Here is a 23,538-nt window from a genome sequence, read left to right as displayed (position 1 = left end):
AGAAACGCCGCCACATCCGCCGACTCCAAGCCCTTGGCTACAGCGTCACTGTCGAACCCGCCAACTGACCACGCATCACCCCGAAACGCCCGACCCTGCTGGCGTTCGCTGCCGCTTGCCCACTGAATCACCGATTTTCGGATCAGCGTCAGGCAGGGGAGAACGCACGAGTTCGCAGCCCGAAAACCGTCGCTACCGCCTGCTACTTTCTCGGTCCATGAAACAGAAGACGTGGACGATCGACGATCACCTTGACGGCAAGCCCGACACATCGGTAGCCCTGTACCACGAATTCGTCAGGCTCGTTGAGGCATGCGGACCCTTCACGTATGCGGTGTCCAAGAGCATGATCACCGTCAAAGGGACACGTCGAGGGTTCGCCGGGGCAAAGCCAGACGCGCGAGGGCTCCGAGGGTACTTCGACATCCAGCGCACGATCAGCGACGACGCTCGCATCACCAGCGTGTCTCCGTACACGAAGCGGCTATACGTTCATGCCTTCCGCATCTCTGACCTCGCCGGGCTTGATGAGGAATTCGCTGGTTGGCTCCGCGAGGCGTACGAAGTGGGCCAAGGCGGACACCTAGGAACTTCATGAGAAGGCCGGCCCGACACGAGGTGTGAAGTCCCTGGTCGTTGGCTGATCGTCGTGCAGATAGCGTGCAACTAGACAGGGCAACGAGGGGTCAGCCACGGACACTCACGACCGGCCTTCCGTCCAGCTCAGCGCCCCGACGCCGGGTGATCGATGCAGTTCCCAAGTTGACAGCGCGGGTCCGATTCCCGTTACCCGCTCTCAGCGCGAAAGCCCAGGTAGACCGATGGATTCGGCGCTTGGGTCTTGATCTTGTCTGAGGTTATTGATCTCCGCGTGCCATTGGCGTGCCACTAGGACTCCCCGGGCCGCCCTTGAGCCCGGCGAAGATCAGCGCCCCCGCTTCGGGCTTCACGTACAGTCGCAGGTGTTCTCTTAGAGCCGGGATGATCGCTCGTGGGATGCCGACGATGCGCTTGTCCGCCTTGGACTTGGGTGGACCGAGAACCAACTCCCCGTGGAGGGTCCACGTAGGCCAGGCGCACGCGGACCGTACCCGCGCCGAGGTCGAGATCGGCTCAGGTAAGTGCGGTGATCTCCCCCATCGCAGGCTCGCAAAGGTGGCCAGGAGCACGAAAGCCGGTAGCGCCGATCGTTCGTGCAGTCGGCCTGCCCGTACGATCAGCTGCCACAGCGGCCGCTCGGCTTCTGCTCGCGTCGAGAGGACCTCCAGATAGGTCCGTATGCGACAACCGCCGGACCGATAAGAACGCCTTCGTTGTCGGTGACATGGTGCAGTATCGGCACACCGGGTCACGGTGAGAACAGGGAGATCAGGGTGCCGCCCACCAACCAGCAGATAGTCAGCCACACCTTCCTCAAAGGCATGTACCACGACGGCTACTATCCCGACCACGTCGTTGACAAGGGCAGAGACATCCTGCTGCGTCTGTGCGAACGCATCGAGGATGAGCGCCCGTCGGACCTCGCGGCGTTGTACGCCCTTACCCATACGGCGACGGAGGAGTTCAACGAGCTGGAGGCCGAATTCGATGCGGCCGGCAGCGAGATAGAGACCGTGGCCCGCGAGGTGATCGCCGAGGACTTCTGGTTTGTGGCGTCGGCCTACGGGTTCGCGGACGCGGACGTAGAAGAGTTGATCGCGACTCGCGATTGGTGACACGCTCGCCCTCTGGCCAGTGCACCTTCAGGAGCGGACGCCGAGGGCGCACAGCTCGGCGTGCCCCTCAGCGCCCACAGTCGAGGTCGAACGGGTCGCAGCAGAGCCGACCACGAATGCCGCATACGCAATAGAGCGGATGAGAGTCCTCTGACTCGTGAAGGTCGCCAGGCGGCACCAAGTCCATTCACAACGAGCACGGGTCGCCCTCCGCCGTTGAACACGCTTGCCAGGACCCCGAGGACTGGCGTGGCCTTGCGGATCTTCATGAGCTTGGCCTCGTCCGCTGAAGGATGCCGGGCACCCAGACGTTCGACGGCGTGTTGAAGCCTGAGGTCCTTGCTCGCACGAAGATGCTGCCCGATACCAGCGGTGAGCGGCTGCATCTACAGCTTCCAGACATCCGGCGAGCCTGTCTAGTTCCTCCGCCGCTTCCGAGCTCGCTGGCTCCCGGTGAAGTCCGTAAAGCGCCCTCGTCGGGCTTCGCGTAGAGCCGCAGGCGCTCCTTGAAGGCAGGCATGATCGCTTGCGCGATACCGACCACACGCCTGTCCGCCTTGGACCGGGGGCCTGAGGACGAACTCTCTTGTGGAGTACTCCACGTACGTTAGCCAGGCGCGCTCGCACCGTCCCCCGGCAAACGGCGTCCAACGCGCCCCGTTCGGTGTGCCGCCCGCCCCGCCGGTCGGGCTTGCGCGCCTCCGCACGTTCCGGGGCGGCGTGGGCCTCAGGGCCCCCCTCCGTACTCACGACCCGCCGTGCACACTCATCCCGCCGCACGAAGGCCGCACGGCCGCAGATTCAGCCGCTGTTGTCTCCGAAGTACGGACGGCGCCGCTGTCGCCACCACGGCCAGTCAGGCGAGGCGCGCGGGTCCTGGGACGTTCTGGCGATAAAACTCCGGTCGATCGGAAGCACTAGAGCGTAGAGGTACGGTCTGGCCCAATCAGGGAGTGCGGTGAGTATCCGCTCCAGGTCTCCGCGTGGATCGATCTCCCAAGAGCACCCAGGGCACGAACACGTGGGCGGGAGTTGGGTCGTGGTGCCGGGAATCACGTCCTGGGTCCAGGCCAAGAGCGTCGCCGCCACTTCGCCCGGTTGCAGGATCGTGTGTTCCAGGGCGATCACGGCCGCCATGGTCCGGGCCGTGAGTCCGGGAACCTGATGAACTGAAGGCCTGTGGGTTCCGCACCACAAACGTCGTGGGCGAACCGCGGACGAGCGCCTACGCGGCATGGCCCTTTCTGATCGTCGTCATGGTTGCGATGATCCCACTCCACCAAGCTGCAACGGAACGAAATGGCCTGACTATCCGTGAGATGTCTCCGGGGTCGTAACGGCCAAGGGCGAGCAAGATATGGCGACCGAGGTGACTGCGCCGTGCCACTCCTCGGCATCCGTTACACCGCCGTCGAAGGAGCAGGCCACCATGGTCAACATCGACGGCAGCCGGCACACGACGAACAAGTTCCGCAGCGACAGCCTATGAGTCGCCATCGTCGACCCTGTCCGGCTCATCCACCTCCCTACGCGCCCACCACCGAATGACCAGCATCCCACCGAGCCAGAAAACTCCCAGCACAGCAGGTCGCGCGGTGAGATACGCGGCGGTGATCCTCTCGGGACCCTCGCTGATGAGATCGATGCACAGCATCGCCACGAAAAAGCCCACCACGTAGCAGGTCCAGCCCACCACCATCTTGCGCGACTTCCGAATCCACGCCCCTCGACGACCGGCCACCCGCCCCGCCTCCACCTGAATGCGATCAAACAGCCATCCCGTACGGCTACGAACCGTCGCCTCCAGCAGGGGCCCTCCGGCTCCGAGATGATCGCCCTCCTCTGGCCAGGCCCGAAGGTGAGCTGACGTGGATGCCTGAACACCCCGTCCACCATCGACCCGGGACCAGCCGAGCAGATCAGGGCTAAGGGGTCAAGGTCGTTCGTTCCAGTGAGGCGCTCCATCTCGGCCCCGGGGCTCTGGTCTGCTTCCCCTTACGGGCGGGTCGGCGACAGGCGGGATGATCAATCGGGCGGAATGCGGGTGCCGCGCGAGCACCACAAGGTCATGGGCTGATCACCGGGCAAAGCGTACGACGGGACGGGGTAACAAGGGACCAATCATCATCGCGGACACCTAAGCGGACCGATGGATTCAGTGCGTGCGCTCTGATGTCTGCTTGCTGATCTTCGTGTGATCAGGCCGGGTGATCGGGCTGTGGGAAACAGCAAGCCTGGAGCACAACCTAGATCTTGATAACAGTGACGCGTGGACCGCACAGGGCCGCGACGTCCTCGGGGTCCGAGGTCAGGACCGTGACGGGACCTGGGGCAGCGAGGGCGGTGGCGCTGAGCATGGCATCGATGGCGTACTCATGCCCGTGCAGGCCGGCATCGGACAAGAGTGTGGCGGCGTGGCGGGCGATCGGTTCGGTAACCGGCTCGATGACGAGGCGGGATAGCGTCCACTCCAGGGCCGGACGGTTGACGCGAGGGTGGACCACCTCGACGAGGGTGGCGGCGGAGGTGATGACGCGGAGGTCGTCCGCACGGGCGAGAGCGAGCCAGGCGGTGACCGTACGGTCGCGCAGGACGGCCTTGGCGAGTCCCTCGCTGTCGAGGACGAGGGTGCCGCCGGGAGTCGCGGGGGAACGGGTCACGCAGCCGCCCCACCATCGGCCTGTTCCCGCCGGGCCTGGTGGAGTTGGTCGCGCAGTGCCTGGATCTCGTCGTCGGTGATGGGGCCGTGCTCGGCCTCGGCGACCTGGATGAGTTCGTTGAGATTGTCGCGCTCGATCTGGCGGGCGACAGCTGCGGCGACGTAGGCGGACAGGCCGGAAGGGCCGCTCCGGGAGCGGGCGGCCTCGGCGATGTCACGTGGCATGGTGATCGAATACTTGCCAGTAGGCTCGCTCATGCTCTCTATCCTACCTAGGATCCTCCTGCGTCGCGGTGACCGTCGGGAGGACCGCGGCCTGGTCCGGGTTTCTGCGCCAAGCGGGAAACAGAGATCACTGATGATCATCGGGGCATCACGAGGGGTGGCGAGGGGCCAAGGCGCACGCGGACTGTACGCATGTTGAGGTCGAGATCTGATCGGGTCAGTGTGGTGATCTCATCGGCAGCACGACATTCGCCGCTGCATGGATGGCCACCGTAGTTTGCTGCGGGCGATCGACAGGCCGAGACTCCGTCCATCAGCCTCGGCCCGCCGAAGGAGGTGAGACCTCCTGGGCGCCGCGTGCCAGAACGGGCGCGGTGTCCCGGTCGTTCACGGCTACTCAGAAGGGTGATTGTCACCCGGTCGATCACTCGTGACGTGTGTCAGAACTTGCCCGTCTGGACCTCGATGCGGTGCCCCAGTTGCTTGCTCAGTTCCGCGTGGAAGCCGGTGTTCAGAGGTGGCCATCCCCAGAAGTCGAATGCGAGCGCCCCGAGGGCGAACTCGGAGGCGAACCGCCACTCGGTGACCGGGACGGAGGCTCCGCAGGAAGAGCAGATGACACTGCCTTCACCAGTTTCCTTCCACGTGTCGATGCCGTCGCTGAACGGCTGCCAGACCTCCTGGTCCGCCTCCCACTCCTCCGGATAGTCGATGATCACGGTTCTCGCTTCACATCGCGGGCAGGTCGCGGAGTCCGCCTCGCTCATCCCCTGTCCCCCGACGTGGTAGTCCCGCCCGACGATGACCGCCACCGGGCCCGGCATCCACGTCGGGTCCGACGAATCAGCCACTGCCCGTTCCCAGTTGGGGCCAGGCTTGTACCCATCGTCCACTTGCAGGCTGTACACCCCGTCGCTGGACCTTTCACGCGTGATCAGCCCCTCGGCGACCATCCAGCCGACCACACGCTCTGCGAGCAACCCCGCCTCTTCGCTGGTCGCCTCGACATCCACGATCCGCTCGAAGTAGTCACCCATCGTCCCTCAACTCCTCCTCGATCACTGGCGCCCACTGTGCCACCATCTCCGAGAGCCGGCGACGCCGCCCTCTCGATCGCCCGCGGCCGCCACCTGCGTGCGCTGATACATCAGCACAGCTCAGGGTGGTCGAGTTCGACGCTGACAGCCAGCTATCCGTACTGGCACGGACCTGACGTGCCACACGATGTGTCTCTCGAATGTGGCCGCCAGCCCGGAAAACGGATCGATCGAGGGCCGGTGGCGGATCTAGCCTGGGCGCATGGCTCATGCGAAGACGTCATTCGTCTGCCTGCCTTGCCGCGCCTCATACAAGCAGGCTTACCCGCACCCCGGAAACGGCGACCGGTCGTGCCCGCGCTGCGCCGAGCCGCTCATTCATGTCGGCTCCGCCTTCGCGGCTCCGCGTCGGCGGGACAGCGCGGCCTGGCGAGTGCTCTCGCTGTTGCTGCACGCGGGTGTCCGCTTCCACAAGAGTTGTTGCGGCGGCCCCGGCTACCGGCCGCGTACGCTCAGCGAAGTACGCGCCCGGATGGCGTACGCACGAGCCACCGGAGAGCCGTTCGCCAAAGCGCTGGTGCGCTACGAAGTGCCTTGATACGGCGTTGGCCAAGCTCTGATGGGTTGCGTGGATCACCACGATTGTGGAGTCAGCGGGCTTGGCCTGGTGGTGGCGTCGCCAGGCTGACGCCAGTGGGCGGCGGCAAAAGCGACGAACTGGATCCCAAGGCTCAGCTGATCGCCTATATCGGAGATCGTCGCATGCGACCGTAGCGGAGTACGGGCCTGTCCCAGCTGCGTGCTCGACGAATCCGACCGAATGCTAGTGCGAGGAATTCATGTACGCCCCCCGATAGGACTTACAAAGGCATCACCGGATACGAAATGCCCGAGGCACCGAGGCGTATCCGGGGTGGGACTCCTGAGACGTCGAGGAGAGCGCCGGCGGTACCCGCGCTTGTCGGCACTGCTGGATGAGTGCTGACACGGCCGGCTCGTCGGCTTAGGGGCTGAGCGCAGGGCGATTCGCAGGCGGGCGATTCTGAAAGGATCGGGGTGCCGGGGCGTTACTTTCGGCAGGGGTGTGGGTTGACCATCGGCAGATGATCGGCGCGGCTCGCCTTGGCAGGCTCGCTTACGTGAACTCCCTGTTTCCCGGACGGTGGATCGGCGGCGTGGCGCTCATTCTGGGGCCCGTGGTCATGTGTGCCGGCTACCTGCTGCGTTACGTGAGTACGGTCACCGCCCTCACCTCTCAGCAGCAGGCGTGGGCCGAGCAGCAGCCGTTCGCCGCCTACGGTCAGCTCGTCGCCTACACCTCGGAACCCACCCTGCTCACCGTCTCCTACGCGGTCTTCGCGCTGGGGGCGGTGCTGCTCTTCCCCGCGTTCATCGCCCTGGGCCAACGCGTGGGCGGCGGGCTGGCCTTCTGGGGTGCGGGGCTGCTGGTCGCCGGGCTCTTCGCCCGCCTGTACTTCGCCGGCGCCGACCAGGCCGCGTTCCAGCTCACCGAGGTGCTCGGGGTGGAGCACGCGACGAACGCGGTCATGGAGGAGTATGTCGACATCTCGTACGGGCCGTGGCGCGTGCCGGTCTGGGCCTCGGTCGGTCAGTACGCGGGCTCGCTCCTCCTGGCCATCGCCGCCTGGCGTTCAGGCGTCTTCGGCACCGCCCGCGCCGTGATGGTGCTGTTGGCTGGTGGCACCTGGATGGGCGTGCTGAAGGGGGCCTCCATCCCCGACGTGCTGGTCAGTGGTCTGCTGTGCGTGGCGCTCATCCCGCTGGGCGCGCAGGTGTTGCGTGAGCGGTTGCCGGTCCCGGCAGGGCGGTCGAAGGTGCTGAGCTGGTGAGAGGTGTGGGGTGGCGGCCGCAACCATGGGGCCGAATCCGGGAACGTTGCGTCGAGTACGGCAGGGCCGAGGGCGGTAGCCGGGTGGTGTCCGAGCACCGGCCAGAGGATAAAACATTTCGACATTGCCCCGAAAGTTAACTCAAAGCGTCGGATCGACCTATTTCCGCATGTTATCCCGCCCAGCGAACGGCCGCCTGACAAGCGAAAACGACCAGGCAGTCTTTATCGCCGACATTCGCCGGGCCTGCAATTTTCGCCGACCACCCGAAAGTTACCGGCATCACGCATTTTTGAAAGTTTCACACTCCCCCGCCCCACCAAAGGCCACCGCCCATGAACGAGGATTCGCGAGGCGGCGCCGCCAATCGCGGCCGCGGCCGCCCCCAGCTCAGGGGCCGCTCCGGCCCTGGTCCGCCCCTGAGCCTTGACGCACTTCCGCTCCGGGCTCATAGTGATGGCGATCGCACCGCTCCCCCACTCCGGAGGCTGTCCACCCCGAATCCCGTCGCAAGTGTTAACGCAAACAATCAGTGAGCACGTAACGCCCCGCATGCCCTGTCGTTCGGGCTCATATGCGCATGGGCCGAGATATTCATGCCATCCCATAAAACGGCGCATGAGGTTGACAGTGATTGCAAGGCGGCTTCCAGCATTGACCCCCACCCTGGCAGGCAACGGCCAGGTCGTCAGCCTGCCCGCATGCAAGAGACCGGCAAATTGTTAACGCTCACAGGAGGTATCCGTGCACAGATCCCCCAGCCCGCCCTTACGGCGAATGGGCAGGCGGTCCAGGACGGCCGTCACGCTGGTCGTCGTGGCGCTGCTGGCGCTCTGCCAGGCCCTCGTCTCCGCCGGCCCCGCGGCGGCCGCGACGATCGACACGAACGCGTCGTACGTGCTGGTCAACCGCAACAGCGGCAAGGCGCTGGACGTCTACAACCTGGCCACCGACAACGGCGCCCCGCTGGTGCAGTGGGCCCGCCACGACGGCACCAACCAGCAGTGGCAGTTCGTCGACTCCGGCGGCGGCTACTACCGCCTGAAGTCCCGCCTCAGCGGCAAGGTCGTCGACATCTCCGGCCGCTCCACCGCTGACGGCGCCGACGTCATCCAGTACACCGACCTCAACGGCACCAACCAGCAGTTCCGCGTGGTCGACACCGACAGCGGCCACGTGAAGCTGGTCAACCGCAACAGCGGCAAGGCGTTGGAGGTCTGGGAGTGGTCCACCGCCGACGGCGGCCGGATCTCGCAGTACACCGACCTCAACGGCGCCAACCAGCAGTGGCAGCTCGTCAAGCTCGGCGACTCCGGCGGCGACCCGACCACGCCGCCCGGCTCGTACCCCGACCCGGGCTACGTGACCGGTGACATCAACGTCCACGACCCCGAGGTGACCAAGCGGCCGGACGGCACCTACCTGCTCGCGCACACCGGCAACAACATCGTGCTCAAGACCAGCACCGACCGGACCGCCTGGCGCAACGCGGGGGTGGCGTTCCCCGGCGGGGCCTCCTGGGCGCACGCCTACACCGACGGCAGCGACAACCTTTGGGCGCCGGACATCACGTACGCCAACGGCAAGTACTACATGTACTACTCGGCCTCCACCTTCGGCTCCAACCACTCGGGCATCTTCCTGGCCACCAGCACGACCGGCGCGTCCGGTTCGTGGAGCAACCAGGGCCTGGTCATCGAGTCGCGCACCTCCGACAACTGGAACGCCATCGACCCCAACCTGATCATCGACGACCAGGGCCGCTGGTGGCTCGGCTTCGGCTCGTTCTGGTCGGGCATCAAGATGGTCCAGCTCGACCCGGCGACCGGCAAGCGCCTGGACTCGACGATCCGCAGCATCGCCGGCCGGGGCGGCGGCGCGATCGAGGCGCCGTTCATCTACCGGCACGGCGGCTACTACTACCAGTTCGTCTCCTTCGATCTGTGCTGCAGGGGCGCGTCCAGCACGTACCGGATCATGGTGGGCCGCTCCACCTCCGTCACCGGCCCGTACGTCGACCGGAACGGGACGGCGCTGACGTCGGGAGGCGGCACGCAGGTGCTGGCCGGCCACGGGAGCATCCACGGCCCCGGGCACGAGGCGGTCCTGCAGGACAACGACGGCGACGTCCTCTTCTACCACTGGTACGCCGACGACGGCTCCTCGCGCCTCGGCATCAACAAGCTCGGCTGGGACAGCGCGGGGTGGCCCTTCGTGTACTGACCCCCCTCAGAAAAGGCGCTCTCAGAAAGGCGCTCGACTCACAGAGAGGCACGCAGATCCCGATGACCAAATTACGCCACCTCAAGAGGGCATTAGTGTCCACCGGTGCGGCGGTCGCGCTCGCCGCCGGCCTGCTCGCCGGCTTCTCCGCACCGTCGCAGGCCGCCACGCAGGGCCCGTGTGACATCTATGCCGCCGGCGGCACGCCGTGCGTGGCGGCGCACAGCACGACCCGCGCTCTGTACGCCGGCTACAACGGCCCGCTCTACCAGGTGCGGCGCTCCTCGGACAACGCCACCCGCGACATCGGCGTGCTGAGCACGGGCGGGGTCGCCAACGCCGGCACGCAGGACTCGTTCTGCGCCAACACGACCTGCCTCATCTCGATCATCTACGACCAGTCCGGCCGGAACAACCGCCTCACCCAGGCGCCTCCCGGCGGGTTCTCCGGCCCGGCGCCGGGCGGCTACGACAACCTGGCCGTCGCGACCGCGGCGCCGATCACGGTCGGCGGGCACAAGGCGTACGGCGTCTACGTGGCTCCCGGCACCGGCTACCGCAACAACAACACCAACGGCGTGGCGACCGGGGACCAGCCGGAGGGCATGTACGCCATCTTCGACGGCACCCACTACAACGGCGGCTGCTGCTTCGACTACGGCAACGCCGAGACCAACAGCCGCGACAACGGCAACGGCCGCATGGAGGCCATCTACTTCGGCAACAACAAGGTCTGGGGCTACGGCGCCGGCAATGGCCCCTGGATCATGGCCGACCTCGAGAACGGCCTGTTCTCCGGTGTGAACCAGCACTACAACGCCAACGACCCGAGCATCAGCCACCGCTTCCTGACGGCCATCGTCAAGGGCGAGCCCAACCACTGGGCCATCCGCGGCGGCAACGCCCGGTCGGGCAACCTGTCGACCTTCTACAACGGGCCGCGGCCCAACGTCTCGGGCTACAACCCGATGCGGAAGGAAGGCGCGATCATCCTCGGCATCGGCGGCGACAACAGCGTCGGCGCCCGCGGCACCTTCTACGAGGGCGTGATGACCTCCGGCTATCCGTCGGACGCCACCGAGAACGCGGTGCAGGCCAACATCGTCGCCGCCGGGTACGACACCTCCGGCGACAGCAACCCGGGCGGGACGCTCACCCCCGGGTCGGCCATCTCGCTGCGCGCGACGACGGCCTGCTGCACCGACCGCTACATCCGCCACCAGAACGACAACGCCGTCACGTCGGTGATCACCTCGTCCAGCTCGTCGCTCGACAAGAACGACGCCACCTGGATCGTGCGCAGCGGCCTGGCCAGCAGCTCGTGCGTGTCGTTCGAGTCGAAGAACTACCCCGGCGACTACCTGCGGCACCAGAACTACCAGCTCTACCGGCACCGCGACGACGGCAGCTCGCTGTTCGCCGCGGACGCCACCTTCTGCCCCCAGGCCGGCAAGAACGGCCAGGGCACCTCGTTCGCCTCGTACAACTTCCCGGACCGCTTCATCCGCCACTACGACAACACCGTCTACATCGCCAGCAACGGCGGCTCCCACACGTTCGACAGCTCCAGCCTGTGGAGTGACGACGTGAGCTGGGTCGTCAGCCAGCCCTGGGCATAGACCTCGGGCTGGATCGTCAGCCGGCCCTGGGCGTGGAGCCCGGCATGAACGAGGCCGCCCCCGGTCACGGGGGCGGCCATGTCATGCGGTGTCACGCCACGATGCCGTCGATCCGGAACGTCTGCACCTGATCGGCGCCGCACGGGACGCGCAGCAGCTTTCCGTCGAGCCGGGTGTCCTGGCGCTGGGTGGAGCGGTCGGCGCCGGCGGGGACGGTCGACCAGCGTGGCACCACGCACCGTGCCGTGCTCAGGCCGCTGCCGTGGCCGTCGCCGTGCTCGGAGTTCGCATAGCGCCCCGCAAGCCAGGAGCGGCCCCGCGCCCCCTCCCATGATCTTGCTAGTACGGAACCCCTTGACGGAGGCGATGTTATCGGTAACCCTTCTCTCCATCACATAGGCGGCAACGCCAGATCTCCCCGGGCGGTCCAGCGCTTCCACGGCCATCGGGGCGGGCGTACGGAGTGACAACGTGATCAACCACACAGCCTCTCGCGTTTCCCCGCGAAGGCGGCGGCGAGCCGAGCGCAGGCTCGTGCGGCGCCTGCGCGACACGGCCGAGGCGTACGCGCTGCTCGCGCCGAGCCTGTTCGGGTTCCTGCTGTTCCTGGTCGCGCCCATCTTCGGGGTGGCGGCGCTGAGCCTGTTCGACTGGAACCTGATGGGCGCGCCCTCGTTCGTCGGGCTCGACAACTACCGGGAGCTCTCCGCCGACCCCGAGGTCTGGCGGGCCGTGCTCAACACGGTCTACTACGTGCTGCTGAACATCCCGGCGCAGACCGTGCTGGCGCTGCTGCTGGCCCTCGCCCTGAACCGGCGGATACGGGGCGGCAAGGTGTTCCGCGTGGCCTTCGTCCTGCCCTGGATGGCCATGCCCGTGGCCCTCGGCATCATCTGGTCCTGGGTGTTCGACCCCCGGTACGGCGCGGTCAACCAGGTGCTGGGCATGGTGGGGATCGACGGGCCGAACTGGCTGACCGACCCGGCGTGGGCAATGCCGGTGATCGCCTCGGTGAACGTCTGGCAGTACACCGGCTACACGATGCTGATCCTGCTGGCCGGGCTGCAGGCGATCCCGCACCAGTTGCACGAGGCCGCGATGATCGACGGCACGTCACCGGCGCAGCGGTTCTTCCGGGTCACGCTGCCGCTGCTGCGGCCGTCGCTGTCCTTCGTGCTGGTGACCAACACGATCGGGTCGTTCCAGGTCTTCGACACCGTCTTCGTGATGACCCAGGGCGGCCCGGGAGGGGCCACCGACGTGCTGAACTTCCACATCTACCAGCAGGGCTTCCAGCTCTTCCGCACGGGGTTCGCCTCGGCGCTGGCGATGGTGCTGTTCGGGCTGATCCTGCTGGTCACGGCGGCGCAGCTCGTCTACTTCCGCAAGCGCACCGTCTACGACTTCTCGTGAGGACCCCGATGAAGAAGATCGCGCTCTACCTCGTGCTCCTCGCGGGCGCCGTGGTCTCGGTCGCGCCGTACCTCATGACGTTGAACTCGGCGTTCAAGCAGCCGGCGCAGGTGCTCACCACGCCCGCCTGGGACCCGGCGCTCCCCGTGACGCTGGAGAACATCGCACAGGTGTGGACGGAGTACGACATGGCCCACTTCCTGATGAACTCGCTGATCTACGCGGGGCTCGTCACCCTGGGGCAGGTCGTGTTCAGCACGATGGCCGCGTACGCCTTCGGGCGGATGTCGTTCCCCGGCCGGGACGTGCTGTTCTGGGGCTACCTCGCGACGATGATGGTGCCGCAGATCGTCACGCTCGTCCCGCTCTTCCTGATCATGCGGGAGTTCGGGCTGATCGACAGCTATCTCGGGCTGATCCTGCCGACCGCGTTCGGCACGCCGTACGGGATCTTCCTGGTCCGCCAGTACTTCCGCACCATCCCCAAAGACGTGGAGCTGGCGGCGCGCATCGACGGGGCGGGGACCTGGACGGTGCTGACCCGCGTCGTGCTCCCGCTGAGCCGGCCGATCCTGGCGACCCTCGCGACGATCACGTTCATCACGACCTGGAACACGCTGCTGTGGCCGCTGATCATCACCAACAGCGACGCGACCCGGGTGGTCACGCTCGGCATCTCCGCCCTGAAGGGCCAGTACTCCTCCCAGTACCACCTCATCCTGGCGGCGGCCGCGCTGGCGCTGCTGCCGCTCATCGCGATCTTCCTGCTGTTCCAGCGGCACATCGTCCGCTCCATCGCCCTCACCGGGCTGAAGTAATCACCCCCCACGGAAGAACGGCATGCGCATATGTCTAGAAGAATTGCCATACCTGCCATAGCGGCTGCGGCCCTGCTGTCAATCACCGCGTGCGGCGGCGGAGGGAGCGGCGACTCCGGCTCCTCCGGCGGCACCGTCACGCTCCGCTACGCCCTGTGGGACGAGGTGCAGAAGCCGCCGATCGAGCAGTCGATCCGCGAGTTCGAGAAGGCCCACCCCACCATCAAGGTGCAGATGGAGCTGAACAACTGGAACGACTACTGGAGCAAGCTGCAGACCCAGCTCGCCGGCCGCTCGGCCCCCGACGTCTTCTGGGACCACGTCTCGTACTTCCCCAAGTTCAGCAAGGAAGGCGTGCTCACCGACCTCGCGCCGCTCATCGCCCAGGACAAGGTCGACACCTCCGTCTACGACCCCAAGCTCGCCGAGGGCTGGAAGGTGGACGGCAAGGTGTACGGCCTGCCCAAGGACTGGGACACGATCGGGCTCTTCTACAGCGCCAAGGCCCTGAAGGACGCCGGGCTCACCCCCGCCGACCTCGACGGCCTCACCTGGAACCCGGACGACGGCGGCACGTTCGTCAAGACGCTGCAGAAGCTGACGGTCGACGAGAACGGCAAGCGCGCCGGCGAGCCGGGCTTCGACCCCAAGAAGGTCAAGCAGTACGGCCTGGCCATGCAGGCGCCCACCGGCCAGCAGGACTGGTGGAACTTCGCCCTGCAGAACGGCTGCAAGCTCCAGGACCGGCCATGGGGCCGGTGGACCATCGACCAGCCCGCGTGCGTCCAGGCCATCCAGTTCGTCCAGGACCTGCGGCTGAAGTACCACGTCGCGGTGCCCGCCACGGTCACCAACCCGCCCAACGGCCCGTCCCTGGACCAGGTCGTCGGCCGTGGCGAGGCGGCCACGGCGATGGACGGGAGCTGGATGCTGCGCGCCTTCGACACCGCGCTGCCCGACGGCGGTTTCGGCGTCGCCGACCTCCCGGCGGGCCCGGTCGGCAAGGGCAGCGTCTACAACGGCCTGACCGAGGCCATCTACGCCGGCACCGAGCACCCGAAGGAAGCGTGGGAACTGCTCAAGTGGCTGACCTCCGAACGCCACCAGAGGTCCGTCGCGCAGGCCGGCGCCGTCTGGCCGGGCATCACCTCGCTCAACGGGGTCTTCGCCGAGGCGTGGCAGGCCAAGGGCGTGGACGTCAGCGGGTTCAAGAAGGCGGCCGAGGGCACCACGATGGGCTACCCGCTGACCGAGGCGGCCGACACCTACAACGTGAAGGCGCTCGACATCTTCAACCAGGTGTGGCTGGGCCAGCTCTCGGCGCAGGACGCGGCGAAGAGAATCAACGACGAGGCGAACGCCGCCATCAAGTAGGCTCTGACGTCATGGGGGTTATCGGTCACACACCAGCCGAAGACGCTTCACGCGGCAGGTCCGCGAGCATCTGGGACGTCGCGCGTGTGGCCGGTGTCTCCCAGCAGACCGTCTCTCGCGTCATCAACGGCAAGGGCCGGGTCAGCGAGGCGACCCGGGCCAAGGTCCTCCAGGTCATCGCCGAGCTCGGCTACCGCCCCAACAAGCTGGCGCGGATGCTGGCCGGGGGCCCGGTGCGGTCGGTCACCGTGCTCACCTCCGACACCGCCCTGTACGGCGCGGCCGCCACGCTACGCGGCATGGAGGAGGCGGCCAGGACGGCCGGCTTCTCCGTGGGCATCAGCGTGCTGGAGCGCGACACCGTCCAGCCCGACGTCACCGTGCGGCTCAACCGTCCAGGAGAGGCCGTCATGGTGATCGCCTTCGACGACGCCGGGGTGCGGGCGCTCACGTCGCTGCCCCCCGACGTCCCCGTCGCGGCGGCCGTGGAGCGCCGTCCCGACACGGAGGCCCCCGACCCCTGGCAGGTCTGGCTGGACGACCGGGCGGCCGCCGCCCACGCCACCCGCTACCTGCTGAGCCTCGGTCACCGCACGGTCCACTACGTCGCCATCCCGTCCTCCACCAGCGACCTGCCCCAGCGCACCCAGGGCTGGATGGACGCGCTGAAGGCCGCGGGACGGCCGGTGCCCGAGCCGCTGCAGGGTGGCTGGACCCCGCGCTCCGGCTACCTGGCCGTCCGTGACCAGGTGGCCGACCGCTCGGTCACCGCGATCCTGTGCGGCAACGACGACCTGGCGCTGGGCGTGATGCGGGCCGCCCGCGAGGCCGGACGGGACATCCCCGGCGACCTCAGCGTGGTCGGCTTCGACGACTCGCCGCCCTCGGCCTACCTCAACCCCTCGCTCACCACCGTCCGGCTCGACTTCGAGGGGCTCGGCCGGGCCTGCTTCGACCTGCTCCACCGCAGGCTGGAGCCGCAGACCGCCCCGGCCTTCCCCACCTGGAGCGAGCCCGAGCTCATCGTCAGGGAGAGCAGCGGCCCCGCGCCCGCCTGACCTCCCGCTTCCCGTGATCCTCCCCCGCCCGGCGCGGGCGGAGGAGTCGAAAGGCCGAGATGATCCACCACGACTCCGCGCACCGCCTGTGGGTGCTGTCCGGGCCGTCCTCCTCCTACGTCCTGCACCTCGACGACGGCGACAGACCGCGCGTGCTGCACTGGGGACCGCGGCTCACGCCCGAGCAGGCGGCCTCGCTCCTGCTGCTGCCGCAACCGCCGTTCCGGCCGGTGGAGGACACCGCGGAGGGCACGCTGGACCTGACCGCCGCGGGCGGCCTGCGCTACGGGCAGGCGGGCCTTCAGGTGCGCTTCGCCGACGGCACCCGCGACCTCGAACTCGTCCTCACCGGGCAGCGCCGTACCGATCGGGAGCTGGTGCTGGCGTACGCCGACCGTCACTACCCGCTGGCCGTGGAGTGCCACTACCGGATCCACGAGGACGGCGACGTCATCGAGCGCCACCTGGTCCTGCGCAACGAGGGGGAGCCCGTCACCGTCGTACGGGCCGACTCCGCCACCTGGGTGCTGCCCCGTCTGGGCGGCTACCGGCTCAGCTCCGTACGCGGCCAGTGGGGCGCCGAGACCCGGCTGCACCGCACCGAGCTGCCGTACGGCGAGACCGTCCTGACCAGCCGCAGGGGCGTCACCGGTCACCAGGCCAACCCCTGGGTGATGGTCGACGACGGCACGGCGGGCGAGGAGCACGGCGCGGTCCACTCCTGCGCGCTGGCGTGGAGCGGGAGCTGGCGGCTCACCGCGCAGCGGCTGCCGACCGAACGGGTGACGCTGTCCGCCGGCGCCGGGCACGACCCCGTGACCTGGGAGCTCGGCACCGGCGAGGAACTGGTCACCCCCGTGTGCGCGGGGCTGTACACCGAGGGCGGCTTCGGCGCCGCCAGCCGCGCCTGGCACGACCACCAGCTGCGGCACGTGCTGCCGCACCCCGAGGAGACGCGGCCCGTGCTCTACAACTCCTGGGAGGCCACCGGCTTCGACGTCTCCCTGGAGGGCCAGCTCCGGCTCGCCGGGCAGGCCGCGCGGATGGGCGTCGAGCTGTTCGTGGTGGACGACGGCTGGTTCGGCGCCCGCACCCACGACGCCGCCGGGCTCGGCGACTGGCATCCCAACCCGGACCGGTTCCCCGACGGGCTCGGCCCGCTGATCGACCGGGTCCACGAGCTGGGCATGCGGTTCGGGCTGTGGGTGGAGCCGGAGATGGTCAACCCCGACAGCGACCTGTATCGGGCGCACCCCGACTGGGTGATCCACCGGCCGCACCGCGCCCGCACCGAGCACCGCAACCAGCTCGTGCTCGACCTGAGCAGGCCGGAGGTGGCGGGCTGGCTCTACCGCACCCTCGACGAGCTGCTCTCCAAGAACGACATCGACTTCCTCAAATGGGACATGAACCGCCCCTTCACCGAGGCGGGCCCCGACGAGCGGCTGTGGCTCGGCCACGTCCACACCCTGTACGACGTGCTCGACCGGCTGCGCGCCGCCCACCCCCACGTACGCGTCGAGTCGTGCGGCAGCGGCGGCGGCCGGGTGGACCTCGGCATCCTGCGGCGTACCGACCAGGTGTGGACCTCCGACAACACCGACGCCCTCGACCGGCTGGAGATCCAGCACGGCTTCTCCCAGCTCTACCCGGCCCGCGTCATGGGCGCCTGGGTCACCGACAGCCCCAACCCCTACACCGGCCGGGAGATCCCGCTCGACTTCCGCTTCCACGTGGCCATGGCCGGCGTGCTCGCGATCGGCGGCGCCCTCACCGAGTGGAGCGAGGCCGAGGTGGCGCGGGCGGCGGAGCTGGTCACCGCCTACAAGGAGATCCGCCCGCTCGTCCAGCACGGCCGGCAGTACCGCCTGCTGCCGCCGGACGGGGAGCTGTCGGCCGTGCAGTACCTCGCGCCCGACGGGGGCGAGGCCGCGGTGCTCGTGTTCCGCCGCGCCCGCCGCTTCGGCCACGCCGAGCCGGGGATCCGGCTGCGCGCCCTCGACCCGGACGCCCGCTACCGCGACCGGTCCACCGGCCGGATCCACCACGGCGCCGTCCTGCTCGCCCACGGCCTCTTCCCCGGCCTGGCGCCCGGCGACTACGCCAGCGCCCTGATCCACCTCGTGCGCGAGTAGCGCGCACGACGGCAAGGGCCGCCCGGCGGGACCTCACCTCGGCGAGGTCCCGGCGGGCGGCCCGGTGATCAGCGCGGCGTCAGGACCAGGCGGTAGGCCCCGAAGGGATCCTCGTTCGCGATCGGGACCGTGACGCTGCCGTTGGTGACGGTGTAGGCGTTCGACCACACCCGCGTCACCCCCGACACGTTCGTCGTACGGCCGGAGCCCGGGACGTACTCGAGCGTGGCGGTGACGGAGGAGCCCAGCCCGCCGATCCCGTCCACGCGGACCGAGTTGTTCCCGGCCTGCCCGCCGAAGACCAGGCTGAACGTGCTGCCGTCGTAGGCGGCCACGCCGTCGTTGTTCGCGGTCGGGGTCACCCTGACGACGTTGCCGGTCTGGTCGCCGTACCACTTGTACATCCAGTACGACGCCGTCGGCTGCCCGTTGTGCAGCAGGCCGTTGAGGGTGCCCGCCTCGAACCAGAACGCCCGCTCCGCGTCGCGCACGCCCTCGCGCTCGAACTGCGCGACGTAGTGGTTGACGCTGCTCGGCACGTCGATCTCGTCAGGGGTGGCGTACTCGTTGATCGAGATGGGCAGCGGCGAGATGCCGAGCTCGCGCTCCAGCGCCCGGTAGGCGCGGACGTTGCCGGTCACCTGCTGCCATCCGCTCAGCTCGTGCCACGACACCACCTGCGGCAGCGTGTTCGTCGCCTTCGCGTTGTTCAGGAAGGAGCGCATCGAGTTGACGTCCCAGTGCGAGTAGCTCGGGCCCATGATGGGCTTGTTCGGCTCGCTCTGCCGGATCCGCCGGTAGGTGCGCACCCATCCCTCGTTGAAGGAGACGCCGGCCCCCGAGGGCCAGGTCCAGTCAGGCTCGTTCCACGGCTCCCAGGAGTCGATGTTGGTGACGCCCGCCGACTTGGCCGCGGCGATCATCTTGTCGATCCGGCTGTACCAGTCGTTCCAGTTCGTCCACCAGTACGGGAAGCCGTCGAAGCTGTCGGCCATGTCCACGGTGATCACCCCGCCGACGGCCGCGGCGTTGCGCCAGACGTCCAGCGTGTCGCCGATCGGGGCGGGAACGCCGTTCGGGCGGTGCTCGTGCAGCGGCGGCGGCTGCCTGAACTGGTGCGGCTTCAGCGGCTGCATGATCGACACCGGTGGCGTGTTCTCGTCGGCCAGGCCGTAGAGGGTGCCCGAGCCGACGCGGGTGACCGGCCGCACGACGCTGCCCGCGTCCACGACGAGCGTGCTGCCGCCGCCTCCGGGGGTGGTGCTCCACTTCTGGTTGCTCTGGCCGTTGCAGGTCCACAGGATGACGGCGGTGCCGTTGGCCGTGCCCGCGTGGTCGACGTCCAGGCAGAGCCCTGACTGCGTCCCGGTGATCGAACCGTCGGAGTTCTGCCGCCACTTCTGGTTGCTCTGCCCGTTGCAGGACCAGATGATCACCTGCGTGCCGGGCGAGGTCTGGTTCTCGTACGCGTCCACGCACCGGGTGCCGTTCATCGTCCGCAGCTCACCCGCCGAGGTGAACTCGAACGCCTGGTTGGGCTGGCCGTTGCAGTCCCAGATGTCCAGGATCGTGCCCAGCGTGTCGACGTTCCCCTCGACGTCGAGGCAGCGGCCGGAGGCAGCGCTGACCAGCGGCGCCGCCGCGGCCGAGGCCGGCGGCGCCCAGACGAGCACCGTGGCCAGAAGGGTGGCGAGCACCGTCAGCAGGCTCGCGACGCGAGCGGGCGGGCGCGCGGATAAGCGGGCTGGTGAGTCGTGCATGTGTTCTCCCTCGGGGGGTGTGAGAGGCGGCGAGAACGACCGCGACAGGTGGGATTGTTGTGCGTTACCGATAACATCACGGTTTAGATGCTCCGCCTGGGCCTGTCAAGACCCGCCCGCTCGGGGCGAGTCCGAACTGTGGGTTTCTCCGGCGGCCCGCGTCGCGACCCGGACAGGGCGAGGTGTTATCGCGAACACTCCAGAAACCCGACCCTGAGGATGCATCATGGCCGCATGGTCAATGTCACCTTGGACGAGGCGGGCGGCTCCGTGGCCGTGGTGAAGCTCCAGACGGAAATGTGGGAGCTCAACATCCGGGCACCCGTCGACGACCTGGTACGGCTGCGCGCGATCAGGGATGCGGACTGGGACGCGCGCCGCTCCCTCCCCATCGGCACCTGCGCAGGAGCTCAGGTGTTCTGGGCTACCAGCGAGGGCAGACCGGTGATCCTCGTCGGCCGGGACGACGAGACGTGGGACATCGCGGTCACGATCCCGGTGGCGGCTGTGGACGAGATCGCGCGCCTCGCCGGGGGCCACGGATGATCGCCTTCGGGCGGGCATGGACCAGCCGCCGGTCGGGGCAGTGCTGGGCGATAACATCGCGACCGTGGCGGATTGGGAGCTTCGGCCGGGTTCGGCGGCGGATGTCGAGATCGTCGCCGAGTTGCGGGCCGTGGTGATGCGCCCGGACCTCGAGCGGCTCGGAAGGTACGACGAGCATCGCGTACGGCAGCGCTTCCGCGACGGGTTCACGCCGGCGCACACCTGGATGATCGAGGTGGGCGGCGCCTTCGCCGGCTGCGTGGCGTTGCGGCCCGCCGAGGGCTGCCACTGGCTGGAGCACTTCTACCTCGCCACGGACGTGCAGGGCAGGGGCATCGGTTCGGCCGTGCTGCGCGCGCTGCTGGAGCGGTGCGACCGCGAGGGCGCCGTGGTCCGGCTGAACGTGTTGCAGGGCAGCCCGGCGCGCCGGCTGTACGAGCGGCACGGGTTCACGGTCGAGACCGAGGACGAGGTGGACGTGTTCCTGGTCCGCGCCCCGGCCCCCGCCTGACGGGAGCGGGGCAGCCCGGCGGCATTCCCAGGGCCGGGCCGGTCGGCCGCAGAATGGGGAGCGCCGGAGAACCGGCTTCATCGCGTTCGGTGAGGAGAGCCGCTGTGCGTATCGTCATACCGCTGTTCGACCGATTCACCGCCCTCGACGCGGTCGGCCCGTACGAGGTGCTCAAGTTCCTGCCCGGCGCCGAGATCCTGTTCGTGGCGGCCGAAACGGGAGCCGTACGGGATGTCCCCCGGTCGCTGGCCCTCACCGCCGACGCGACGCTCGACGACGTCGACTCGTGCGACGTGCTGCTCGTTCCCGGGGGCCCGGGCGCCCGCGCGCTGCTGGAGGAGGAGCACCTCCTTGGCTGGATCCGCCGCATGCACGGGGGCAGCACGTGGACGACGTCCGTCTGCACGGGGTCGCTGCTGCTCGCCGCCGCCGGACTGCTGAAGGGGCTCGCCGCGACGACGCACTGGGGGGCGGTCGACGTGCTGGAGTCGTTCGGGGCCTCGTACACGCCGGAGAGAGTCGTCTTCCAGGGGAAGATCGTGACCGCCGCCGGGGTCTCCTCCGGGATCGACATGGCGCTCGCCCTGGCCGCGCGCCTCGCGGATCGGACGACGGCGGAGGCCGTCCAGCTGGCGATCGAGTACGACCCGCAACCGCCGTTCGACGCCGGCTCCCCCGCCAAAGCCCCTCAGGCCGCCAAGGACCTGCTCGCCAGAGGCATCCGCTGACCCGGTGGGGAGCCGTGCGGGATCATGAGGGGATGACGACGTGGGATGAGGGGTTCGCGAACAGGTACGAGGAATGGTCGGCGCACATGGTGGCCGATGTCGTCTTCTACGTGGATCTGGCGCGGGAGGCGGACGGGCCGGTGGTGGAGCTGGCGGTCGGGAACGGGCGCGTGGCGATCCCCGTGGCGCGGGCGACCGGGCGGCGGGTCGTCGGGATCGACGCCTCCCCGGCGATGCTCCGGCAGGCGCGCGAGCAGGCTGCCCGGGCGGGCGTGGAGCTCGACCTCCGCCAGGCCGACCTGCGCGATCTGGCGCTGGACGAGCCCGCGGCGCTGGTCTACTGCCCGTTCCGGTCCCTCCAGCACCTCCCGACCTGGGCCGACTGGCGGCGGGTCTTCGAGCGGGTGGCCGGCGCGCTGCGGCCCGGCGGGCGGTTCGCGTGGAACGCCATCGCCTTCGACCACCATCTCGCCGCCCGCCTCGACGGCGGGCGCGAGGAGGAGCCCGTGCCGCACGTCACGAGGTTCGCCGTGGGCGACAACCGGATCGACATCGTGCTGGACGACGGCGCCACGAGCTCGTCCTGGTGGGCGACGAAGAACGAGTGGCTGGGGCTGATCGACGTCGCGGGGCTGGAGGTCGAGGCGCTGTACGGCGGTTTCGGCCGGGAGCCCTTCACCGAGGACAGCCGTGAGTACGTGTTCGTCGCCCGGCGGCCGACCGGATGACCGGCGGAAACACCGGGTGGACGTCCGGGCTCATGACGTCCTGGCCCGGCTGAGGGGCGGGCGGCGGGCCCAGGTGGCCCAGCGCCAGAGCCACTCGACGGGGCCCTGACGGCAGCGGCGCAGCCAGAGGGTGCAGAACAGCCACTGGGCCGTGAGGATGGCTGCTGCGGTCCAGTACGCCGTCGTCAGGTGCCGGTCGATCGGCAGGCCGAGGATGTGGCCGGCCGCGAGAACGAGGAGTGTGGCGGTCAGATAATTCGTCAGCGCCATCCGGCCCATCGGCGCGAAGACGAACTCCAGCACCGGCCGCAGCGGCGTTCTGAGCAGGAAGATCAGGCCGCACACGTACACGCCGACGAGCAGCAGATCGGCAAGGCTGGACACCGCGGACAGGTACGTCGTGGCACCGACGGCTCGCATGCTGTCCTGTGCCCACAGCGCGGCGGCCAGTCCCGCCGCGAAGACCAGGCCCAGCAGGAGCGGCCCCTGGGTGGAACTCTCGATCTTGTCGACCACTCCGTAGCGGACCAGTGCCGAGCCCAGCAGGAACAGTCCCGCGATCAGGAGGGGACCGCCCCCGCCGAAGATCAGCGCCCCCGGGATGAGTGCGGCGGCGAGGCCGGCCATGGCCCATCGCGGCAGCCAGGTCGAGGGCAGCAGCACCAGCATGCCGACGACGGCGTAGTCGGCCAGGACCTCGCCCGGCCACAGCAGCATGTGCGCGAGGCCGATCCCGAGCAGCGCCCCGAGCCGGCGCAGCAGGACCAGGCGTGGGCGGGGGACGCGGTTCGCGGCGGAGTCCAGCAGCAGCGCGAACCCGATGCCGAACAGCAAGGAGAAGATCGGCAGTCCGAGCCACGGGTCCCAGTCGCCCATGGGCTGCACCGCGACGGCGGAGGTTCCGGTGGCCATGAGCTGGATGTTGGCGAGCAGGATCTCGCACAGCGCGAACCCGCGCAGCACGTCGAGCGCGATGATCCGCGGCCGGCTGGGAGGAGGTTCCTGGTGGCGATCTTCGCTTGGCATGGAGCCTCATCCTGCAGGGCCACCCAGGGGAGAGCACCGGCCGAAAGCAGGATCCGTAGCGCCCGAGATCATACTTTCGGCCTGAATCGCCTCGGCAAGACTCCGGACGGCAC

The 23,538-nt window shown here is 68.6% G+C and carries 21 protein-coding genes; 14 read left to right on the top strand and 7 right to left on the bottom strand.

Annotated features, from left to right (window positions below):
• The first annotated feature begins 217 nt into the window (after positions 1 to 217).
• A complete protein-coding gene (locus FH608_RS35055) occupies positions 218 to 598 on the top strand; it encodes a DUF5655 domain-containing protein (RefSeq protein WP_139634658.1) in 381 nt (126 codons plus the stop codon).
• A gap of 775 nt (positions 599 to 1,373) precedes the next feature.
• A complete protein-coding gene (locus FH608_RS35050) occupies positions 1,374 to 1,715 on the top strand; it encodes a DUF5713 family protein (protein ID WP_139634657.1) in 342 nt (113 codons plus the stop codon).
• Here FH608_RS35050 and FH608_RS54520 read toward each other — a convergent pair.
• The 4 genes from FH608_RS54520 to FH608_RS35030 all read right to left on the bottom strand — a co-directional run bounded on the left by FH608_RS54520 (position 1,661) and on the right by FH608_RS35030 (position 5,636).
• The gene (locus tag FH608_RS54520; protein ID WP_139634656.1) at positions 1,661 to 2,101 is read right to left on the bottom strand and encodes a UTRA domain-containing protein; all 441 of its coding nucleotides are present in this window, start codon (positions 2,099 to 2,101) and stop codon (positions 1,661 to 1,663) included. The genes FH608_RS35050 and FH608_RS54520 overlap by 55 nt on opposite strands.
• A 1,860-nt stretch (positions 2,102 to 3,961) precedes the next feature.
• Positions 3,962 to 4,375, bottom strand: a complete 414-nt coding sequence (locus tag FH608_RS35040; RefSeq protein ID WP_139634655.1) for a type II toxin-antitoxin system VapC family toxin — start codon at positions 4,373 to 4,375, stop codon at positions 3,962 to 3,964.
• Positions 4,372 to 4,632 carry a CopG family transcriptional regulator gene (locus FH608_RS35035; RefSeq protein WP_139634654.1) on the bottom strand — a complete coding sequence of 87 codons (261 nt, stop codon included), beginning with the start codon at positions 4,630 to 4,632 and terminating at the stop codon, positions 4,372 to 4,374. Before FH608_RS35035 ends, FH608_RS35040 begins: the two co-directional genes overlap by 4 nt.
• Positions 4,633 to 5,039: 407 nt before the next feature.
• Positions 5,040 to 5,636, bottom strand: coding sequence for a hypothetical protein (locus tag FH608_RS35030; RefSeq protein ID WP_139634653.1), 597 nt, complete (start codon positions 5,634 to 5,636; stop codon positions 5,040 to 5,042).
• A gap of 1,139 nt (positions 5,637 to 6,775) precedes the next feature.
• On the opposite strand from FH608_RS35030, the gene FH608_RS35020 reads away from it, so the two are divergent.
• The 3 genes from FH608_RS35020 to FH608_RS35010 all read left to right on the top strand — a co-directional run bounded on the left by FH608_RS35020 (position 6,776) and on the right by FH608_RS35010 (position 11,328).
• The gene (locus tag FH608_RS35020; protein WP_226900165.1) at positions 6,776 to 7,486 is read left to right on the top strand and encodes a hypothetical protein; all 711 of its coding nucleotides are present in this window, start codon (positions 6,776 to 6,778) and stop codon (positions 7,484 to 7,486) included.
• Positions 7,487 to 8,230: 744 nt separating this feature from the next.
• Positions 8,231 to 9,709: a family 43 glycosylhydrolase gene (locus FH608_RS35015; RefSeq protein WP_226900164.1), complete on the top strand. Its 1,479-nt coding sequence runs from the start codon at positions 8,231 to 8,233 to the stop codon at positions 9,707 to 9,709.
• Positions 9,710 to 9,771: 62 nt separating this feature from the next.
• Positions 9,772 to 11,328, top strand: a complete 1,557-nt coding sequence (locus FH608_RS35010) for an alpha-L-arabinofuranosidase B (protein WP_139634650.1) — start codon at positions 9,772 to 9,774, stop codon at positions 11,326 to 11,328.
• A gap of 91 nt (positions 11,329 to 11,419) precedes the next feature.
• On the opposite strand, the gene FH608_RS51835 is transcribed toward FH608_RS35010, so the two are convergent.
• A complete protein-coding gene (locus FH608_RS51835; RefSeq protein ID WP_153260973.1) occupies positions 11,420 to 11,560 on the bottom strand; it encodes a hypothetical protein in 141 nt (46 codons plus the stop codon).
• A 239-nt stretch (positions 11,561 to 11,799) separates the two neighbouring features.
• Between FH608_RS51835 and FH608_RS35005 the strand changes: the two genes are divergently transcribed.
• Genes FH608_RS35005 through FH608_RS34985 form a run of 5 tightly spaced genes read left to right on the top strand, consistent with a single transcriptional unit; the run spans position 11,800 to position 18,126 of the window.
• Positions 11,800 to 12,741 carry a carbohydrate ABC transporter permease gene (locus tag FH608_RS35005; protein WP_226900163.1) on the top strand — a complete coding sequence of 314 codons (942 nt, stop codon included), beginning with the start codon at positions 11,800 to 11,802 and terminating at the stop codon, positions 12,739 to 12,741.
• 8 nt (positions 12,742 to 12,749) lie between these two features.
• Positions 12,750 to 13,559 (top strand): carbohydrate ABC transporter permease, encoded by an 810-nt coding sequence (locus FH608_RS35000; RefSeq protein WP_139634649.1) that lies wholly within the window; start codon positions 12,750 to 12,752, stop codon positions 13,557 to 13,559.
• A gap of 30 nt (positions 13,560 to 13,589) precedes the next feature.
• The gene (locus tag FH608_RS34995) at positions 13,590 to 14,933 is read left to right on the top strand and encodes an ABC transporter substrate-binding protein (protein WP_139634648.1); all 1,344 of its coding nucleotides are present in this window, start codon (positions 13,590 to 13,592) and stop codon (positions 14,931 to 14,933) included.
• An 11-nt stretch (positions 14,934 to 14,944) separates the two neighbouring features.
• The gene (locus FH608_RS34990; protein WP_139634647.1) at positions 14,945 to 15,991 is read left to right on the top strand and encodes a LacI family DNA-binding transcriptional regulator; all 1,047 of its coding nucleotides are present in this window, start codon (positions 14,945 to 14,947) and stop codon (positions 15,989 to 15,991) included.
• A 59-nt stretch (positions 15,992 to 16,050) separates the two neighbouring features.
• A complete protein-coding gene (locus FH608_RS34985; RefSeq protein ID WP_139634646.1) occupies positions 16,051 to 18,126 on the top strand; it encodes an alpha-galactosidase in 2,076 nt (691 codons plus the stop codon).
• 68 nt (positions 18,127 to 18,194) lie between these two features.
• On the opposite strand, the gene FH608_RS34980 is transcribed toward FH608_RS34985, so the two are convergent.
• Positions 18,195 to 19,886, bottom strand: coding sequence for a lectin (locus tag FH608_RS34980; RefSeq protein WP_139634645.1), 1,692 nt, complete (start codon positions 19,884 to 19,886; stop codon positions 18,195 to 18,197).
• A gap of 234 nt (positions 19,887 to 20,120) precedes the next feature.
• Here FH608_RS34980 and FH608_RS34975 point away from each other — a divergent pair, with 234 nt between their 5' ends.
• From FH608_RS34975 to FH608_RS34960, 4 genes are all read left to right on the top strand, one after another.
• Entirely contained in the window at positions 20,121 to 20,432 is a 312-nt protein-coding gene (locus FH608_RS34975) for a hypothetical protein (protein ID WP_139634644.1), read from the top strand.
• A gap of 64 nt (positions 20,433 to 20,496) precedes the next feature.
• A complete protein-coding gene (locus FH608_RS34970; RefSeq protein ID WP_139634643.1) occupies positions 20,497 to 20,943 on the top strand; it encodes a GNAT family N-acetyltransferase in 447 nt (148 codons plus the stop codon).
• A gap of 104 nt (positions 20,944 to 21,047) precedes the next feature.
• Positions 21,048 to 21,671, top strand: a complete 624-nt coding sequence (locus FH608_RS34965; RefSeq protein WP_139634642.1) for a DJ-1/PfpI family protein — start codon at positions 21,048 to 21,050, stop codon at positions 21,669 to 21,671.
• Positions 21,672 to 21,703: 32 nt separating this feature from the next.
• Positions 21,704 to 22,399 carry a class I SAM-dependent methyltransferase gene (locus FH608_RS34960; protein WP_226900162.1) on the top strand — a complete coding sequence of 232 codons (696 nt, stop codon included), beginning with the start codon at positions 21,704 to 21,706 and terminating at the stop codon, positions 22,397 to 22,399.
• Between the two features lie 30 nt (positions 22,400 to 22,429).
• Here the strand turns inward: FH608_RS34960 and FH608_RS34955 are convergent, their stop codons facing one another.
• On the bottom strand, positions 22,430 to 23,425 hold the full coding sequence (locus tag FH608_RS34955) for a DUF418 domain-containing protein (protein WP_139634641.1): 996 nt from the start codon (positions 23,423 to 23,425) through the stop codon (positions 22,430 to 22,432).
• Between the last annotated feature and the right edge of the window lie 113 nt (positions 23,426 to 23,538).

The sequence above is a fragment of the Nonomuraea phyllanthi genome, assembly GCF_006334985.2.
In the GTDB taxonomy this organism is placed as follows: Bacteria; Actinomycetota; Actinomycetes; order Streptosporangiales; family Streptosporangiaceae; genus Nonomuraea; species Nonomuraea phyllanthi.
This window is presented reverse-complemented; position numbering and strand designations above follow the sequence as displayed.

What these genes read in the sequence shown, in the direction of transcription:
- FH608_RS34985 (WP_139634646.1), top strand. Translation starts at nt 16,051, where the DNA reads ATGATCCACCACGACTCCGCGCACCGCCTGTGGGTGCTGTCCGGGCCG.
- FH608_RS35000 (WP_139634649.1), top strand. Translation starts at nt 12,750, where the DNA reads ATGAAGAAGATCGCGCTCTACCTCGTGCTCCTCGCGGGCGCCGTGGTC.
- FH608_RS35055 (WP_139634658.1), top strand. Translation starts at nt 218, where the DNA reads ATGAAACAGAAGACGTGGACGATCGACGATCACCTTGACGGCAAGCCC.
- FH608_RS34980 (WP_139634645.1), bottom strand. Translation starts at nt 19,886, where the DNA reads ATGCACGACTCACCAGCCCGCTTATCCGCGCGCCCGCCCGCTCGCGTC.
- FH608_RS35030 (WP_139634653.1), bottom strand. Translation starts at nt 5,636, where the DNA reads ATGGGTGACTACTTCGAGCGGATCGTGGATGTCGAGGCGACCAGCGAA.
- FH608_RS34960 (WP_226900162.1), top strand. Translation starts at nt 21,704, where the DNA reads ATGACGACGTGGGATGAGGGGTTCGCGAACAGGTACGAGGAATGGTCG.
- FH608_RS34990 (WP_139634647.1), top strand. Translation starts at nt 14,945, where the DNA reads ATGGGGGTTATCGGTCACACACCAGCCGAAGACGCTTCACGCGGCAGG.
- FH608_RS35010 (WP_139634650.1), top strand. Translation starts at nt 9,772, where the DNA reads ATGACCAAATTACGCCACCTCAAGAGGGCATTAGTGTCCACCGGTGCG.
- FH608_RS35035 (WP_139634654.1), bottom strand. Translation starts at nt 4,632, where the DNA reads ATGAGCGAGCCTACTGGCAAGTATTCGATCACCATGCCACGTGACATC.
- FH608_RS34995 (WP_139634648.1), top strand. Translation starts at nt 13,590, where the DNA reads ATGTCTAGAAGAATTGCCATACCTGCCATAGCGGCTGCGGCCCTGCTG.
- FH608_RS34975 (WP_139634644.1), top strand. Translation starts at nt 20,121, where the DNA reads ATGGTCAATGTCACCTTGGACGAGGCGGGCGGCTCCGTGGCCGTGGTG.
- FH608_RS54520 (WP_139634656.1), bottom strand. Translation starts at nt 2,101, where the DNA reads ATGCAGCCGCTCACCGCTGGTATCGGGCAGCATCTTCGTGCGAGCAAG.
- FH608_RS34955 (WP_139634641.1), bottom strand. Translation starts at nt 23,425, where the DNA reads ATGCCAAGCGAAGATCGCCACCAGGAACCTCCTCCCAGCCGGCCGCGG.